At 59.0% G+C, this 16,326-nt stretch carries 15 protein-coding genes; 12 read left to right on the plus strand and 3 right to left on the minus strand.

Annotated features, from left to right (window positions below):
- Positions 1-35 precede the first annotated feature (35 nt).
- Entirely contained in the window at positions 36-1,385 is a 1,350-nt protein-coding gene (locus tag AC07N8_RS06750; protein ID WP_493142589.1) for a spinster family MFS transporter, read from the minus strand.
- A gap of 292 nt (positions 1,386-1,677) precedes the next feature.
- Here AC07N8_RS06750 and AC07N8_RS06755 point away from each other — a divergent pair, with 292 nt between their 5' ends.
- A complete protein-coding gene (locus tag AC07N8_RS06755; protein WP_483840543.1) occupies positions 1,678-2,043 on the plus strand; it encodes a YkgJ family cysteine cluster protein in 366 nt (121 codons plus the stop codon).
- Positions 2,044-2,190: 147 nt separating this feature from the next.
- Complete coding sequence (locus tag AC07N8_RS06760) at positions 2,191-4,473, plus strand: putative bifunctional diguanylate cyclase/phosphodiesterase (protein ID WP_483840542.1); 2,283 nt, start codon at positions 2,191-2,193, stop codon at positions 4,471-4,473.
- Here the strand turns inward: AC07N8_RS06760 and AC07N8_RS06765 are convergent.
- A complete protein-coding gene (locus tag AC07N8_RS06765; protein ID WP_483840541.1) occupies positions 4,364-5,260 on the minus strand; it encodes an NAD(P)-dependent oxidoreductase in 897 nt (298 codons plus the stop codon). The genes AC07N8_RS06760 and AC07N8_RS06765 overlap by 110 nt on opposite strands.
- A gap of 197 nt (positions 5,261-5,457) precedes the next feature.
- On the opposite strand from AC07N8_RS06765, the gene AC07N8_RS06770 reads away from it, so the two are divergent.
- The gene (locus AC07N8_RS06770) at positions 5,458-7,653 is read left to right on the plus strand and encodes a hypothetical protein (RefSeq protein WP_483840540.1); all 2,196 of its coding nucleotides are present in this window, start codon (positions 5,458-5,460) and stop codon (positions 7,651-7,653) included.
- A gap of 291 nt (positions 7,654-7,944) precedes the next feature.
- Here the strand turns inward: AC07N8_RS06770 and AC07N8_RS06775 are convergent, their stop codons facing one another.
- Positions 7,945-8,250: a DUF2288 domain-containing protein gene (locus AC07N8_RS06775; protein WP_140666187.1), complete on the minus strand. Its 306-nt coding sequence runs from the start codon at positions 8,248-8,250 to the stop codon at positions 7,945-7,947.
- Between the two features lie 350 nt (positions 8,251-8,600).
- Between AC07N8_RS06775 and AC07N8_RS06780 the strand changes: the two genes are divergently transcribed.
- The 9 genes from AC07N8_RS06780 to AC07N8_RS06820 all read left to right on the plus strand — a co-directional run bounded on the left by AC07N8_RS06780 (position 8,601) and on the right by AC07N8_RS06820 (position 16,325).
- On the plus strand, positions 8,601-9,728 hold the full coding sequence (locus AC07N8_RS06780; protein ID WP_483840539.1) for a branched-chain amino acid ABC transporter substrate-binding protein: 1,128 nt from the start codon (positions 8,601-8,603) through the stop codon (positions 9,726-9,728).
- A 232-nt stretch (positions 9,729-9,960) separates the two neighbouring features.
- Positions 9,961-10,884, plus strand: coding sequence for a high-affinity branched-chain amino acid ABC transporter permease LivH (gene livH / locus AC07N8_RS06785; RefSeq protein ID WP_027925628.1), 924 nt, complete (start codon positions 9,961-9,963; stop codon positions 10,882-10,884).
- Positions 10,881-12,137 (plus strand): high-affinity branched-chain amino acid ABC transporter permease LivM, encoded by a 1,257-nt coding sequence (locus AC07N8_RS06790; RefSeq protein WP_493142587.1) that lies wholly within the window; start codon positions 10,881-10,883, stop codon positions 12,135-12,137. The genes livH and AC07N8_RS06790 overlap by 4 nt, the downstream gene beginning before the upstream one ends.
- Positions 12,134-12,901, plus strand: coding sequence for a high-affinity branched-chain amino acid ABC transporter ATP-binding protein LivG (gene livG / locus AC07N8_RS06795; protein ID WP_493142586.1), 768 nt, complete (start codon positions 12,134-12,136; stop codon positions 12,899-12,901). The genes AC07N8_RS06790 and livG overlap by 4 nt, the downstream gene beginning before the upstream one ends.
- The gene (locus AC07N8_RS06800) at positions 12,902-13,603 is read left to right on the plus strand and encodes an ABC transporter ATP-binding protein (protein WP_027925631.1); all 702 of its coding nucleotides are present in this window, start codon (positions 12,902-12,904) and stop codon (positions 13,601-13,603) included. It abuts the gene before it with no gap.
- A 302-nt stretch (positions 13,604-13,905) separates the two neighbouring features.
- Positions 13,906-14,208 carry a BufA1 family periplasmic bufferin-type metallophore gene (locus AC07N8_RS06805; protein WP_483840536.1) on the plus strand — a complete coding sequence of 101 codons (303 nt, stop codon included), beginning with the start codon at positions 13,906-13,908 and terminating at the stop codon, positions 14,206-14,208.
- Between the two features lie 25 nt (positions 14,209-14,233).
- The gene (gene bufB / locus AC07N8_RS06810) at positions 14,234-15,088 is read left to right on the plus strand and encodes an MNIO family bufferin maturase (protein WP_493142583.1); all 855 of its coding nucleotides are present in this window, start codon (positions 14,234-14,236) and stop codon (positions 15,086-15,088) included.
- Complete coding sequence (locus AC07N8_RS06815; RefSeq protein ID WP_493142581.1) at positions 15,085-15,846, plus strand: HvfC/BufC N-terminal domain-containing protein; 762 nt, start codon at positions 15,085-15,087, stop codon at positions 15,844-15,846. Before bufB ends, AC07N8_RS06815 begins: the two co-directional genes overlap by 4 nt.
- Positions 15,843-16,325: a DoxX family protein gene (locus AC07N8_RS06820; protein WP_483840533.1), complete on the plus strand. Its 483-nt coding sequence runs from the start codon at positions 15,843-15,845 to the stop codon at positions 16,323-16,325. The genes AC07N8_RS06815 and AC07N8_RS06820 overlap by 4 nt, the downstream gene beginning before the upstream one ends.
- Position 16,326 lies beyond the last annotated feature (1 nt).

The following is a 16,326-nucleotide window of genomic DNA, read 5'->3' on the forward strand; positions in this document are numbered from 1 at the left end:
GATCCCTGTGGGAGCGAGCCTGCTCGCGAAGGCGATCAAGCAGTCGCTACAGAAACCCCAGGCTCAACCACCGCCACCAACCCTTCCTTCATCCGCTTCGCATCCCGCACAAAACACCGCGACGCCATAAACAGAAACACCATGGTGAAGAACAACGCCACCGGAATCAGGTACATCGCGTCATGCAGCCCGACGGCCTTGAACGCCTCGGTCATCTGCTCGGCGCCCGCCGCCAGCATCGCCGTGTGCGCAAAGTGATCGGACAAGCCACCCACCACCACGGGGCCCAATCCACCGCCGAGCAAATACAGCCCGGCAAAGAACAGCGCCATTGCCGTCGCCCGCAAACGCGGCTCGACCACGTCCTGAATCGCGGTGTAGACGCAGGTGTAGAAGTTGTAGGCAAACAGCCAGCCCACACTGAAGACCGCGACAAACACGCCAATTTCGATGCGTCCGGCGTGCAGTGCCCACGCCGTGCACACGGTCGAGATAATCAAACTGAACGCTGCAAACAACAGCCGCCCGTTGGCCACTCGCTGGTGAATCTTGTCAGCGACCCAACCGCCTAGCGTCAGGCCGAACAAACCGGTCACCCCGACGATCACCCCCGTGGCCACCGCGGCTTCCTGCAACGGCATCAGGAAGTAGCGTTGCAGCATCGGCACCAGGAATGAGTTGCAGGCGTAGGTCGCGAAGTTGAAGCACAGCCCGGCCATCACCAGCCACAGGAACGTCGGCACCGCCAGCACCCGGCGGATCGGCCGGTCTACGCGCTCCTGCGACACCTGCACGGTTTCTGCTGCGCCGCGCTTCGGCTCTTTGATGAAGAACATGAAAATCGCCAGGATCAACCCCGGCACCGCCGCGATAAAGAACGGCGCGCGCCAGCTGTCGAACGCCTTGACCATCGCGCCGATGGTGAAGAACGCCAGCAACAAGCCCAGCGGCAGACCCAGCATGAAGATGCCCATCGCCCGCGCCCGACGATGCGCCGGGAACAGGTCGCCGATCAGCGAGTTGGCAGCCGGTGCGTAACTGGCTTCACCGATGCCGATGCCCATGCGCACGATCAGGAAACTCCAGAAACTGCCCACCAGTCCGTTGACCGCGGTCAGCCCGCTCCAGACCGCCAGGCCCCAGCCCATCAGTTTGCTACGCGAACCGGTATCGGCCATCCGCCCCAGCGGCAGGCCGGCAATCGCGTAAACCAGGGTGAAAGCGGTGCCGACGATCCCCAGCTGAAAGTCGCTGAGGTGCCACTCCATGCGGATCGGCTCGATGATAATGGCGGGAATGGTGCGATCGAAGAAGTTGAACAGGTTGGCCAGGAACAACAGGAACAGAATGCGCCAGGCATTCGCCGCTTGGGTCGAGTTCTGCATGGGTCCGTCTCTTTTATTGTTATTGGGGCCTCACTGTCCCCGGAACCGTCAATCTAGACAGGGCCGCCCACACTGTCTGTCATTATTTGTAAGGCTGATATCAGGCCATGGCGCTCACGCAGGCGCACTGACCACCGGGCCCAGGATTCACGGGTGTCCGGCCGCTATTTTCAGGGTGCCGTCCGTCGCTTAAAAATACCTTTCATACCCCCTTCCAAAGCCCGTTGCGAAGCCTAGAATAGCGCCCCTGTCCGCACCCCCTGCGTACCCCTCCTGCGTAGATAAATCGACCATGTCCGAAGTCAGTCCGTGTCTGAATTGCGGTGCCTGCTGTTCCCATTTCCGTGTGTCTTTTTTCTGGGGTGAATGCGCTTCGTCCGGGGGCACGGTGCCGGATGATCTGGTCGCGTCGATCAGCCCCAGTCGCGTGGCGATGCTCGGCACCGACTGCAAACCTACCCGCTGCATCAGCCTGGAAGGAGACGTCGGCTGCGAGGTCAAATGCTCGATTTACAACGAACGCTCCAGCACCTGCCGGGAGTTTGAGGCGTCTTGGGAAAATGGCGAGGCGAACGTGGACTGCGACGCGGCCCGGGCAGCCTTCGGCCTTCCAGCCCTGCAACCGGCGTACGAAATCCCTTTTGAACAAAGCGCCTGAGGCTTAGTACCAAACGCGATTAGCGTGATGCCGAAATCATATGGAACCATTTTGACATCACCGCTTGCACTCCAGACACGGCCTCTATACTCGTGACATTCGCTGGCGTTCATTAAGCCGGCCAGGATGACAACGACGGGGCGTGCTATGGAGTGGCTTGGTCTGCATTTCATTACCGAGCTGACAGCGAGCGGGCAATTCATACTCAATTGCACGCATGACCCTTTTCTGGTGCTGCTGGCTTATGTAGTGGCGTGTGTCGGCTGTTTTGCCACGCTGGATATGGCAGAGCGTGTGGCGCATGCGGAAAGTCCGGCCTCGCAAAGGCTTTGGCGCTGGGTCGGCAGCGGGTGCCTGGCGGGCGGTATCTGGGCCATGCATTTTATTGGCATGCTGGCGTTCCAGGCGCCTGTCGAACTTCACTATCAACTTCCCGTCACCCTGCTCTCACTGCTGATCGCCCTGTGCACGTCATGGCTGGTGATGCACACCCTCAGCCTCCCCGACCTGAATGTCCGGCATTGCCTCAAGGCTTCCGTGTGGGTCGGGCTGGGGATTACCGCCATGCATTACGTCGGCATGGCGTCGATGCATTCGAGTGCCACGGTCTACTACCAGCCGGCGTTGTTCGCCTTGTCCATCGTCATCGCAATTGGCGCCAGCCTGGCGGCGCTGTTGCTGTCGCGGTATTTGCGCGACGGCACCGGGATGTTTCACCAACTGCTCAAGTACAGCGCCAGCCTGCTCCTCGGGGCCGGCATCCTGTGCATGCACTTCACCGGCATGGCGGCCTTCAATCTGGTGATGCCTCACGATAGCGTCCTGGCGCCGGCCAGCGAACACAGTCACCTGCAACTGGCGTTGACGGTAGCGGTCATGACGCTGCTGATCATAGGGAGCAGCATCAGCGCGGCACTGGCGGACAAAAAGCTGCAACACAAGGAGCGTGACCTGCAGCGGGTCAACTCGCTGCTCAGTCAGCTGGACCAGGCGCGCCTTTCGCTGCAACAAGTGGCGCACTACGATCCCTTGACCAACCTGATCAACCGTCGTGGCTTCAATCAGATATTCGCCGAGAAGCTGATCGAGAAGACCAACGAAGGCGGCATGCTCGCGGTGATGTTCCTCGACATCGACCACTTCAAGCGCATCAACGACAGCCTCGGCCATGACGCGGGCGATGAACTGCTCAAGGTGCTGGCCGGCCATATCAAAAGCTCGGTGCGCAGCCACAAGGATGTCGTGGCCCGATTTGGCGGAGACGAGTTCTGCATCCTCATTGGCCTGAATGATCCCGAAGAAGCGCAGCACATGGCCCAGCGCATCATGCTGAAAATGAAGGAGCCCATCGAGCTCTCCGGGCGCAACATGGTCATGACCACCAGCATCGGCATCAGCCTGTTCCCGCAAGACGGCAAGACCTGTGAAGAACTGCTGAAGAACGCCGACCTGGCGCTGTACCAGTCCAAGGACGCTGGTCGCAACGGCCTGAATTTTTTCAGCTCCATTCTCAAGACCCGCGCCACGATGGAGCTGCAGCTCGAAGAAGAACTGCGGCACGCATTGCGTAAAGACAATGAGTTGATGCTGTATTACCAGCCAATCTTCGACCTGAAAACCGGCCAGGTCAGCAAGCTCGAAGCCCTGGTTCGCTGGCAACACCCGGTTCACGGTTTGCTCGCACCTGATCGGTTTATCGCCATTGCCGAGGCGAACGGCCTGATCCGCGAGCTCGACAACTGGGTGCTGCGCAAAGCCTGCGAAGACCTCGGTGAACTGTCCCGCAACGGTTGCGAAGAACTGAAGATCGCCGTGAACTGCTCACCGCTGAACCTGGCGCGCGAGGATCTGGCCGATGAAATCGAATTTGCGCTGCACGCCTCCGGGGTCGCGCCGCAACGGCTGGAGCTGGAAGTCACCGAAAACGCGTTGATGGGCAACCTCGCCAACACGCTGGTGCTGCTGCGGCAGATTCGTGCCCTCGGGGTTTCGTTGTCGATCGATGACTTCGGCACCGGTTATTCGTCCCTGGCCTACCTCAAGCGCCTGCCGCTGAACACGCTGAAGATCGACCGCTCGTTTATCCAGGACATTCCCAAAGCCACCCAGGACATGGAAATCGTCCAGGCGATTATCGTCATGGCTCACAGCCTGCATTTGCAGGTGGTCACCGAAGGCGTCGAAACCTTTGAGCAGTACGATTTTCTCGAACGCCTGGGCTGTGACTTTGTGCAAGGTTATCTGCTCAGCCGCCCGGTGCCGCTGGCCGAGTTGCGTCCGGTGCTGAACGAAATCAACCAGCGCAGGCATTCGTGCAACGTCACGCCTTTGAGTCTGGCTCGCGGTACATCTGCACTAACGTCGATGGATCTTTTTCCAGGAATCCCTGGCTCCCATGCAGTCGCATCAATTGCGCAGCCAATCCGCTGAGCGGTGTCGCCGAACCCTGTTCACGGGAAAATTTCACGGCGGTGTCGAGGTCTTTGAGCAGCGTGCGCACGTGCCATTTCACCGGTTCGAATTGGCTCTCGGCCATTTGCGGGGCGAGGATCTGCAACGGTTTTGAATCGGCAAAACCACCGGCAAGGGCTTCGGCGATCAATCGGGCGTCAACGCCGGAAGACTCGGCCAGCGCCACCACTTCGGCAATGACCAGCGCGTTGCACGCCACGATCATCTGATTGCACGCCTTAGTCACCTGCCCGGCCCCGACGCCGCCCATGTGGGTGACACGCTGGCCCAGGGTCAGCAATAGCGGACGCACTCGCTGCAAATCCGCTGCTTCGCCGCCCACCATGATCGCCAGACTGCCAGCCTCAGCGCCGACCACGCCGCCGGACACCGGAGCATCCAGCCAACTCATGCCGGTGCTGTCGATCAGTTGTTTGGCCATTTCGCGCGTAGCACTGGGCTCCAGGCTGGAAAAGTCCACCAGCAACTGGGCGCGTTTCGCCCCAGAGGCCACCCCGGTCGGGCCAAACACCACCTCACGCACCACCGCGGTGTCCGCCAGGCACAGCATGACAATGTCGGCGTGCTGACACAGTTCAGCGGGGGTTGCCACCTGTCGGGCACCGGCCTCAACCAACGGCGCGCACTTGGCCGGATTGCGGTTCCACACGGTCAACGGATAACCCGCAGCCAGCAGGCGCCGGCACATGGGCAGGCCCATCAGCCCAATTCCGGCGAACCCCAACGAAGGTAGTGTTGACATCATTTAGCCTTCTCTTTGATTAAAGATCGCCGAATATTGGCCGATTCATCATGACTAAGGAAAGGATTCCACCCACTGTTGCTCAGGCGAGTCCCTGAGACTTTGGCCAAATACGCGCAAAAAAAAGACGCGAGATCCCATTCCGTGAAGGTTTGACGACAGTTGTCGCTCAGCCAACCAGTCCAGGTAGATGGCGCCCAATGACTTCTAAAAATAACCCGGCCACTACGGTCTCCGATCTGACTCTGAGCCCCGCGGCGAACAGCCCCTCATCGTCGAAGCCATTGACCCCGACGCGCCCGCTGGCCACTCAGCAATACCTGTATTTCACCGAAACCAATACCGACCGCATCCTCGATAACCTCGACGGCCTGCGCGACATGGTGTTCCCGCGCCCGCCCCATCTGGAAGGCGCCAGCGAACAACACAACGACCAGGAATTCCCGTCGGTATGCCTGATCGGTCTCGGTCGTTGCGGCTCCAACATCGCCCTGGACGTCGCGGAGCTGGTGTACAACGCCCGCAAGTTCTATCTCAACGAATTCAACAACGAAGACCGTCCGTCGTCAGACAAACGCTATGCGGAAAAGGGCTACAGCCCGGCCCAATGGATTCGCAACAACTTGCGCCTGGGCACCAACAAGGGCGCCAAACCGGTGTTCCTGGTGGAACCGCTGGTGATGCTCGGTGACCTCGACAAAGACATCGCCGGTCGCATCCGTTTCTCGCGCAAAGGCGAAAAAAGCGGCTTTCTGCGCGACTACAGCAAAATGAAAATCATGGACTTGTCGGAAGTCCACGCCGGTGGCGCCGGTAACGCGCCGATCCTCGGTCAGTACCTGGCCAAGATCATCCTGAACAAGGACACCCAGCGTTTCTCCAGCCCTGACTGGAAGATGATTCACTCGTACCTGATCGACAGCTGCGGGATCAAGGCCAACCAGTCGCGCCTGTATTTCTCGATCTTCAGTGCCGGCGGCGGTACCGGTTCGGGCATGGCCTCGGAATTCGGCCTGGCCCAGCAGCACTCGTACATGAACAAGACGTTCGACACCAAGCCGATGGACGAACATGACGGCAAGAGCGGTCATTCCTTCGTCTTCGAGCCGATCTTCACCAGCGGGATTTGCGTGCTGCCGAACATTTCCGATCACCGCAGCGAAATGTCCGAGGCGCTGCACATCAACGCCGGTCGCCTGTTGTGCAAATACCTGTCGGAAGAGTGGGACTTCTCCTACAACTTCGCCAACGAAGACAGCAGCGAAGCCAGCGTCATGGGCCGTATTCGCCCATGGAACGCCATGATGCTGATCTCCAACGACATCATGCGTTATGCCGAAGAAAGCGATGACGGCAACATCCAGAACATCGACGTCAACGCGATGGAAAAGCACGCCAACCAGTACATCTCACAGCAGATCTTCAACATTCTGACGGCGCAGGCGGTGACCACTGACTACGACCAGAACTATTTCCGTCGCGCCGGCATCGACATCGGCGAAACCATTCGCCTCGATGCCAACGACCTGTTCATGAGCCTGGCCGGCCCGGTGGCGATTGCCTACGCCGAGTCCGTGGTGCCGGAAACCCCGCCGCCAAGCAGCGACAAGTTCAAGGTCTTCGAGAAAGAGCCGCAGCGTCTGAACATCGATGATTTGTTCTTCCGCTCCATCGACCTGCCGCACTTCAACAAAGTGACCCAGGCGATCGAAGGCATCAGCCTGCTGCCGATCGAGTCCAAGCGCTATCGTGCGTCGCTGGAGCAGTACAAGAATTCCGGTTACGACGCGGCCGCGTTGCACGACCTGCACTTCTTCAAGAACTGCTCGTCGGTGGTGTCGATCGTTTCCTTGCCGAAAGACTACAAGCTGTCCTACATGGACTTGAACCGGTTGAAGACCCACCTCAACAGCCTGTTCCCGAACACCACGCTCAAGCGTTACGCGCTGGTGATCGGCGCCTCGGCCAACTTGTCGCTGACCACCCTGATCGCCAAGAGCCCGTGCCTGTCGGACGATTTCCTGACGCTGATCGTCGCGTTCATCAAGCGCTGCTTCGCGAAGAACCCGTACCGCTTCGACGAGACGCTGGACAACTCGATCCTCGACTTCATCATCAATGAAGAGTTCGACGAAGACCGGATCGACGACTTGCTCAACGAATTCGAGAACCCGGCGAAGATCCTCGATACCAACTGGTACGCGATCAAACCGATGTACGAGAAGAAGTACCGCGAGCTGATCAACGACAAGGACAAGTTTGTCTCGATCAACGACATTCGCCTGTCGCGTGATTGCGTGAAGAAAGCGATCAAATACCTGCGCGAGATCTACCGTCACCGCATTGGCAAGACCAAGGTTATTTCGCTGAATAACCATACTGGCAAGACTGCCTGAGACTGGCTCGATACCGCGTCGCACCCTTCGCGAGCAGGCTCGCTCCCACAAGGTGAACACTGAACCCTGTGGGAGCGAGCCTGCTCGCGAAAGCGGCCTCGGATTCAACACAAATCCTACATCCAGAAACAATTAAGCAGCCCTTCGGCTGCTCACTGAACTGTGCCCATTACGTTTACGTTACCGTGATGCTGGCCCTGCACGTGGCCTTTCTCTACGGCAACGTGCCATCACGCTACTCACCTACACACTTTTCCTTGCCTGCACGGCGCACCAATAAGGCGCAGCGACTCAGCTCGTCGCCCTTTCCTGGATCAGAATCCACGGCGAAACCACCACCGCCCACAACTGCGGGTCACGTTCGAAAAGATCCAGCGCCCGCGTTTCAGACAGCTTGGCGACTTGGTCAGCGGCCAGCCAGGCAGCCACTTTCTCCCCTTCGTCCGTGGCCACGGCCTCGGCGGCAGCGATCAAATCAAGACCAGGGTCGACCCACAATAGGGCACCCCTGGCGAAGAACGGCTCCAACTCTTTCCATGTAATAGATGCGGTTTCACCAAGCAGCTTGGCATAGAGGGTGCTAGGTTCTTGAGTCATGGGTCCTGTCCGGAAAAGAAATCGACGCGAATGATAACGTTGGTGGTCCGCCAGAAAAACCCGGTTGCAATTGAGTCACCGATTGAAAAGAGCAGGAAAGCCAGGGAATGCCGCTGAATCAAGCAATTAGCCAGCTAACATCCCGCCGCTATTCTGTCTTTTTCTTTCAAAAAAGCGACACCCTCAGGTTTTGCCCCCTGGCGCCAGCTTCCCAGGCTAACAATTGGCGCTCTACACTGTACCGGTACAGTTGCCGGGGGCATTTTCCGGAGGATATCGAAGATATCTGACCCGGTTCTGCTGCTACGGCGCCAGGACTATAAAAACTACAACAGTAAGAGTGGAGCACTATGACTAAGGCTACTAAGCAGATTTCCAAACTGTTTGCCGCTATGGTTCTGGCCGGGGTTGCCAGCCATTCGTTCGCAGCTGACACCATCAAGATCGGCATCGCCGGCCCTAAGACCGGTCCTGTAGCCCAATACGGCGACATGCAGTTCAGTGGCGCCAAAATGGCCATCGAACAGATCAACGCCAAAGGCGGCGTAGACGGCAAGAAACTCGAAGCCGTTGAATACGATGACGCCTGTGATCCAAAACAAGCGGTAGCGGTCGCGAACAAGGTCGTCAACGACGGCGTCAAGTTCGTGGTCGGTCACCTGTGCTCCAGCTCCACTCAACCGGCTTCGGACATTTACGAAGACGAAGGCGTGATCATGATCACCCCGGCTGCCACCAGCCCGGACATCACCGCTCGTGGTTACAAAATGGTATTCCGTACCATCGGTCTGGACAGCGCCCAAGGCCCTGCCGCCGGTAACTACATTGCCGATCACGTAAAACCGAAAATCGTTGCTGTCCTGCACGACAAACAGCAATACGGTGAAGGCATCGCCACCGCCGTGAAGAAAACCCTGGAAGGCAAAAACGTCAAGGTTGCCGTGTTCGAAGGCATCAACGCCGGCGACAAGGACTTCTCCTCGATCATCGCCAAGCTCAAGCAAGCCAACGTTGACTTCGTCTACTACGGCGGCTACCACCCGGAGCTGGGTCTGATCCTGCGTCAATCCCAGGAAAAAGGCCTGAAAGCCAAGTTCATGGGTCCGGAAGGCGTGGGTAACGACTCCATTTCGCAGATCGCCAAAGACGCTTCCGAAGGTCTGCTGGTAACCCTGCCGAAATCCTTCGACCAGGATCCGGCCAACGTTGCCCTGGCTGATGCGTTCAAGGCGAAGAAAGAAGACCCGAGCGGTCCGTTCGTGTTCCCGGCCTACTCGGCTGTGGAAGTGATCGCTGAAGGCATCAAGTCTGCCAAGTCCGAAGATACCGCCAAAGTGGCTGCTGCCATCCACGCTGGCACCTTCAAGACCCCGACTGGCGATCTGCAGTTCGACGCCAAGGGCGACTTGAAAGACTTCAAATTTGTGGTTTACGAGTGGCACTTCGGCAAACCAAAAACTGAAGCTTCGCCTCAGTAAGGCCTTGCCTGACTGACTGCCAACAAAGCCCACGGCGTGCCGTGGGCTTTGTTTTACGAACGTTTTGGGCCGCGCTGGCGTGATCCGCCAGTCTCCCCACCTGAAAATCTCAAAACCGTCATCAGCGGTTCGCTGGCAAACCTCGCGTTCGAAGTGGATGCAGATCCACGGGGCTCGAGCGGGAAAATGACTCCACCAGTGAAATGCGTATCAGGTTTTTAGGAGCGCTGTAATGCCTGACATCTATCACTTTTTCCAACAGCTGGTTAATGGCCTGACCATTGGCAGCACGTATGCCCTGATCGCCATCGGCTATACGATGGTTTACGGCATCATTGGAATGATCAACTTCGCCCACGGCGAGGTGTACATGATTGGTTCCTACGTGGCGTTCATCGCCATCGCGGGCCTGTCCATGATGGGACTCGACAGCGTTCCGCTGTTGATGACTGCCGCTTTCCTCGCGACCATCGTCGTGACCAGTGCCTACGGCTACAGCATCGAACGGATCGCCTACCGCCCCTTGCGCGGCAGCAACCGTCTGATTCCGCTGATTTCCGCCATCGGCATGTCGATCTTCCTGCAGAACACGGTTCTGCTGGCGCAAGACTCCAAGGACAAATCCATCCCCAACCTGATCCCTGGTAACTTCACCATCGGGCCAGGTGGCGCACATGAAGTGCTGATTTCCTACATGCAAATCGTGGTGTTCGTGGTGACCTTCGTCGCCATGCTCGGCCTGACGCTGTTCATCTCCCGCTCTCGCCTGGGTCGCGCCTGCCGTGCCTGTGCCGAAGACATCAAGATGGCCAACCTGCTGGGTATCAACACCAACAACATCATCGCCCTGACCTTCGTCATCGGTGCTGCACTGGCGGCCATCGCGGCCGTACTCCTGAGCATGCAGTATGGCGTGATCAACCCGAACGCCGGTTTCCTCGTCGGCCTAAAGGCCTTCACCGCAGCGGTATTGGGCGGTATCGGCAGCATTCCCGGCGCCATGCTCGGCGGGATTGTGCTGGGGGTAGCGGAAGCTTTTGGTGCCGATATCTTCGGCGACCAGTACAAGGACGTCGTGGCTTTCGGTCTATTGGTTCTGGTGTTGTTGTTCCGGCCTACCGGCCTGTTGGGCCGTCCGGAGGTTGAAAAAGTATGACTAGGAATCTTAGACAAGCGCTGTTCAGCGCTTTGCTGGTGTGGGCAGTCGCCTACCCGGTACTCGGTTTGAAACTGACCATCGTCGGCATCAACCTGGAAGTCCACGGCACCAGCAACACCACCCTGCTCATCATCGCCGTGTGCTCGGTGCTGATGTTCCTGCGAGTGTTGTTCGACAAGACGATCAGCGCGGCCTGGAAATCCTCGCCGAGCATGCCGGGCATGCCGGCCAAGGCCAGTAACTTCCTGACCCTGCCGACCACCCAGCGCTGGATCATCATTGCGCTGATCATCGGTGCACTGGTGTGGCCGTTCTTCGGCTCGCGCGGCGCAGTGGACATTGCCACCCTGGTGCTGATCTACGTAATGCTGGGCCTGGGCCTGAACATCGTGGTCGGCCTGGCGGGCCTGCTCGACCTGGGTTATGTCGGCTTCTATGCCGTCGGCGCCTACAGTTATGCGCTGCTGTCGCATTACTACGGCCTGAGCTTCTGGATCTGCCTGCCGATTGCCGGCCTGATGGCAGCCACGTTCGGCTTCCTGCTGGGCTTCCCGGTGCTGCGTTTGCGGGGTGACTACCTGGCGATCGTGACCCTGGGCTTCGGTGAAATCATCCGTCTGTTCCTGCGTAACCTGACCGACATCACCGGCGGCCCGAACGGCATCAGCAACATTCCCAAGCCAACGCTGTTCGGACTGACGTTCGATAAAACCGCCGCAGAGGGAATGCAGACCTTCCACGAGTACTTCGGTCTGGCCTACAACCCGGTGAACAAGGTGATCTTCCTTTACCTGATCGCGGTGTTGTTGTCGCTGTTCGCCCTGTTCGTCATCAACCGCTTGCTGCGCATGCCTCTGGGCCGTGCCTGGGAAGCCCTGCGTGAAGACGAAATCGCCTGCCGGGCGCTGGGCCTGAACCCGACGGCGATCAAGCTTTCTGCGTTCACCCTGGGTGCGTGCTTCGCCGGTTTCGCCGGCAGCTTCTTCGCCGCGCGTCAGGGCCTGGTGACACCGGAGTCCTTCACCTTCATCGAGTCGGCGACCATCCTCGCCATCGTGGTGCTGGGCGGCATGGGCTCGCAATTGGGCGTCGTACTGGCGGCCACGGTGATGATCCTGTTGCCGGAAATGATGCGTGAGTTCAGTGAATACCGCATGTTGATGTTCGGCGCCTTGATGGTGCTGATGATGATCTGGCGCCCTCAAGGCCTGCTGCCCATGCAACGTCCTCACATGGAGCTGCGCAAATGAGCCGCGAGATCCTGAAAGTAGACAATCTGAGCATGCGCTTCGGCGGCTTGCTGGCGGTCAACGGCGTCGCCCTGACCGTGAAGGAAAAACAGGTCGTGGCATTGATCGGCCCCAACGGCGCCGGCAAGACCACCGTATTCAACTGCCTGACCGGTTTCTACAAGCCGAGCGGCGGCAGTATCCTGCTGGACGGCGAGCCGATCGAAGGCCTGCCGGGCCACAAGATCGCCCTCAAAGGCGTGGTGCGCACCTTCCAGAACGTGCGGTTGTTCAAGGACATGACCGCGGTCGAGAACCTCTTGATCGCCCAGCACCGTCACCTGAACACCAACTTCCTGGCCGGCCTGTTCAAGACCCCGGGCTTTCGCAAAAGCGAACGCGAAGCCATGGAATTCGCCGAGTACTGGCTGGAGAAGGTCAACCTCAAGGCCTTCGCCAACCGTCCGGCCGGCACCCTGGCTTATGGTCAGCAACGTCGCCTGGAAATCGCTCGCTGCATGATGACCCGCCCGCGGATCCTCATGCTCGACGAACCGGCTGCCGGCCTGAACCCGAAGGAAACCGAAGACCTCAAGGCGCTGATCAGTGTGCTGCGTGAAGAGCACAACGTGACCGTGCTGCTGATCGAACACGATATGAAACTGGTCATGAGCATTTCCGACCACATCGTCGTGATCAACCAGGGCACGCCCCTGGCCAACGGCACGCCGGATCAGATCCGCGATAATCCCGAAGTGATCAAAGCCTACCTGGGGGAAGCGTAAATGCTGCAATTCGAAAACGTTTCCACCTTCTACGGCAAGATCCAGGCCCTGCACAGCGTCAACGTGGAAATCCGCCAGGGCGAAATCGTCACCCTGATCGGCGCCAACGGCGCGGGTAAATCCACCCTGCTGATGACGCTTTGCGGTTCGCCGCAGGCCCACAGTGGCAGCATCAAGTACATGGGCGAAGAGCTCGTGGGGCAGACCTCGGCGCAGATCATGCGCAAGAGCATTGCCGTGGTGCCGGAAGGTCGTCGGGTGTTCTCCCGCCTGACCGTGGAAGAAAACCTCGCCATGGGCGGCTTCTTCACCGACAAGGGCGACTATCAGGAACAGATGGACAAGGTTCTCGGACTTTTCCCACGCCTGAAAGAACGTTTCGCCCAGCGCGGCGGCACCATGTCCGGCGGCGAACAGCAAATGCTCGCCATCGGCCGTGCGCTGATGAGCAAGCCCAAGCTGCTGTTGCTCGACGAACCTTCGTTGGGCCTGGCACCGATCATCATCCAGCAGATCTTCGACATCATCGAACAACTGCGCAAGGATGGCGTGACCGTGTTCCTGGTCGAGCAGAATGCCAACCAGGCGCTGAAAATTGCCGACCGTGCGTACGTTCTCGAGAACGGCCGGGTGGTGATGCAAGGCACGGGTGAAGCCCTGCTGACTGACCCGAAAGTGCGCGAAGCGTATCTGGGTGGTTGAGTCGTTGCGGTAAACAAAAAACGGCCTTCGGGCCGTTTTTTTGTGCCTGCCACAAATTTTGTAGACGATGCCCCCCCCTGTGGGAGCGAGCCTGCTCGCGAAGGCGGTGTGTCATTCAACATGCCTATTGACTGACCCAACGCCTTCGCGAGCAGGCTCGCTCCCACAGGTGGATGGGTGATGGCTTCAGGTTTGTTAAAAAAATTTTGGAGACAGCTGTAACGCATCGCCATGACCTTTCTCTAGAGGGGTAAGCCAGCACAAACGCTGCTGACCAACACCTCAAAAACCGGAGAAACATCATGACTGCTACCACCCGCACCCTGTCCGCCACTGCCCTGGTTCTGGCCCTCGGTTCTGCCTTGAGCATGGCCGCCGTGACCACCGCCCACGCGGCCGACGACATGGAAAAATGCTTCGGCGTGGCCATGAAAGGTCATAACGATTGCGCAGCAGGCGCCGGCACCACCTGCGCCGGCACGTCGAAAACCGACTTCCAGCCAAACGCCTGGAAACTCGTCCCTAAAGGCACCTGCGCCACCACCGAAAGCAAGACCTCGCCGACTGGTTTCGGGCAGATGGAAGCGTTCAAAGCCAAAGCCTGATCCCAACCCAGCCCGAGTGTCGACCATGAACAATCTACCGTTCGGGCTCCCGCCCCGCGCCGGGCTGGGCCTCAAGACCGAGCACTTTCGTGAAGTGCTCGGTTCGCAACCGGACATCGGCTTCTTCGAAGTCCACGCCGAAAACTATATGGTGGCCGGCGGCCCGTTTCATCACTACCTGGGTTTGATTCGCGAGCAGTATCCGCTGTCGCTGCATGGCGTCGGCCTGTCGATTGGTGCTGAAGGTCCACTGGACATTCGGCACCTCAAGCGCCTCGGCGCACTGATCGAGCGCTATCAACCCCAGTCCTTTTCCGAACACCTGGCCTGGTCCAGCCATGGCCCGGTGTTTCTGAATGACCTGCTGCCCCTGGCCTATGACACGCCGACGCTGAGCCGCGTCTGTGAACACATTGATCACGTCCAAAGCACCCTCAAACGCCCGATGTTGCTGGAGAACCCGGCAACGTACCTGGCGTTTGAACGCTCGACGTTCGATGAGGCCGACTTCATCAGCGAAGTCATCCGTCGCACGGGCTGCGGGCTGTTGCTGGACGTGAACAACGTCTATGTATCGAGCGTCAATCATCAGCGCGATCCGTTGGCTTACATCGACGCCCTGCCCCTCCATGCCGTCGGCGAGATTCATCTGGCCGGCTTCGCCGAAGACACTGACAGCCTCGGTGACCGTCTGCTGATCGATGATCACGGCGCCCCTATCGATAACGCCGTCTGGACCTTGTACCAGCACGTATTGGAGCGAACCGGCCCGATAGCGACCCTGATCGAACGCGACAATCAGTTGCCGGCCTTCAGCGTCTTGCACGCCGAGGCGCGTCAGGCCGATGAACTGTTGCTGTGCGCGGGAGGCCGGTCATGAGCACGCAAGCCGCTTTTGCTGCGGCCCTGCTTGATCCTCAACTGAACTGCCCCGAGGGTGTGTTCAGTGCCAACGGCGCCGATCCCGCCAGTCGTTTCGCGGTGTATCGCAATAACGTACAGAGCTCACTGATCAACGCCTTGGCGCACAGCTACCCCGTGGTTGCGCAATTGGTCGGCGATGAGTTTTTCCGTGCCATGGCCGGAATCTATTTACTCGGCAATGCGCCACAGAGCCCGTTGATCAAGGATTACGGCCACGACTTCGCGGACTTTATCGAAGGCTTCGAACCGGCCGGCAGCGTGCCGTACCTGGCCGATGTCGCGCGGTTGGAACGCCTGCGCACCCTCGCTTATCACGCGGCCGACGCCCAGTCGTTGAACCCTGAACAGATCGGCGCAGCGCTCGCTGATCCACACACCCTGAGCGAGCTCTGCGTCGAACTTCACCCCTCGCTCAACCTGCTGACGTCAACCTTCGCCGTGGTCTCCATCTGGGCTGCCCATCAGCAAGACGCAACACTGGCGGGGATCGATCTGGACCACGGGCAGCACGCGTTGATCCTGCGCAACGCTCTGGACGTTGAAGTCTTCGTCATCGAACGCGGCGCCAGCGACTTCATTCAGAACCTGCAAAACGGCCAGCCACTGACTCAGGCAGTGGCGTCCGTCCCCGCGTTCGACCTCAGCCACACACTGGCCCTGCTGATCAGCCACAACGCCATTACTCACCTACACCACAACAAGGTATTGCCATGAACACTCAGAACCCGATCAGCCGCGCCATCGCGCTGCTGGAGATGATTCCACAGAGCCTGATCGCCTTTATTGCGCGGTTCTCCATCGCGGCGGTGTTCTGGAAGTCCGGACAAACCAAGGTTGAAGGTCTCGCCATTGATCTGTTCGACGGCACGTTCCAGCTCGGCTGGCCACGCCTCGCCGACTCGACCATTCCATTGTTCAAGAGCGAGTATCACGTGCCATTGCTGTCGCCAGAGGTCGCTGCGCATTTGGCGGCGTTTACCGAACACTTGTTCCCGATGTTGATTTTGATTGGCTTTGCCACGCGTTTTTCGGCGCTGGCCTTGCTCGGCATGACCCTGACGATTCAACTGTTCGTGTACCCGGATGCGTACCCGACTCACGGCACATGGGCGGCGGTGTTGCTGTATTTGATGGCGACCGGGCCGGGGAAACTGTCGGTTGATCACCTGATCGCCCGACGCTTTGCCCGCTAAT

It is taken from the genome of Pseudomonas sp. GW821-FHT10C09, assembly GCF_059415465.1.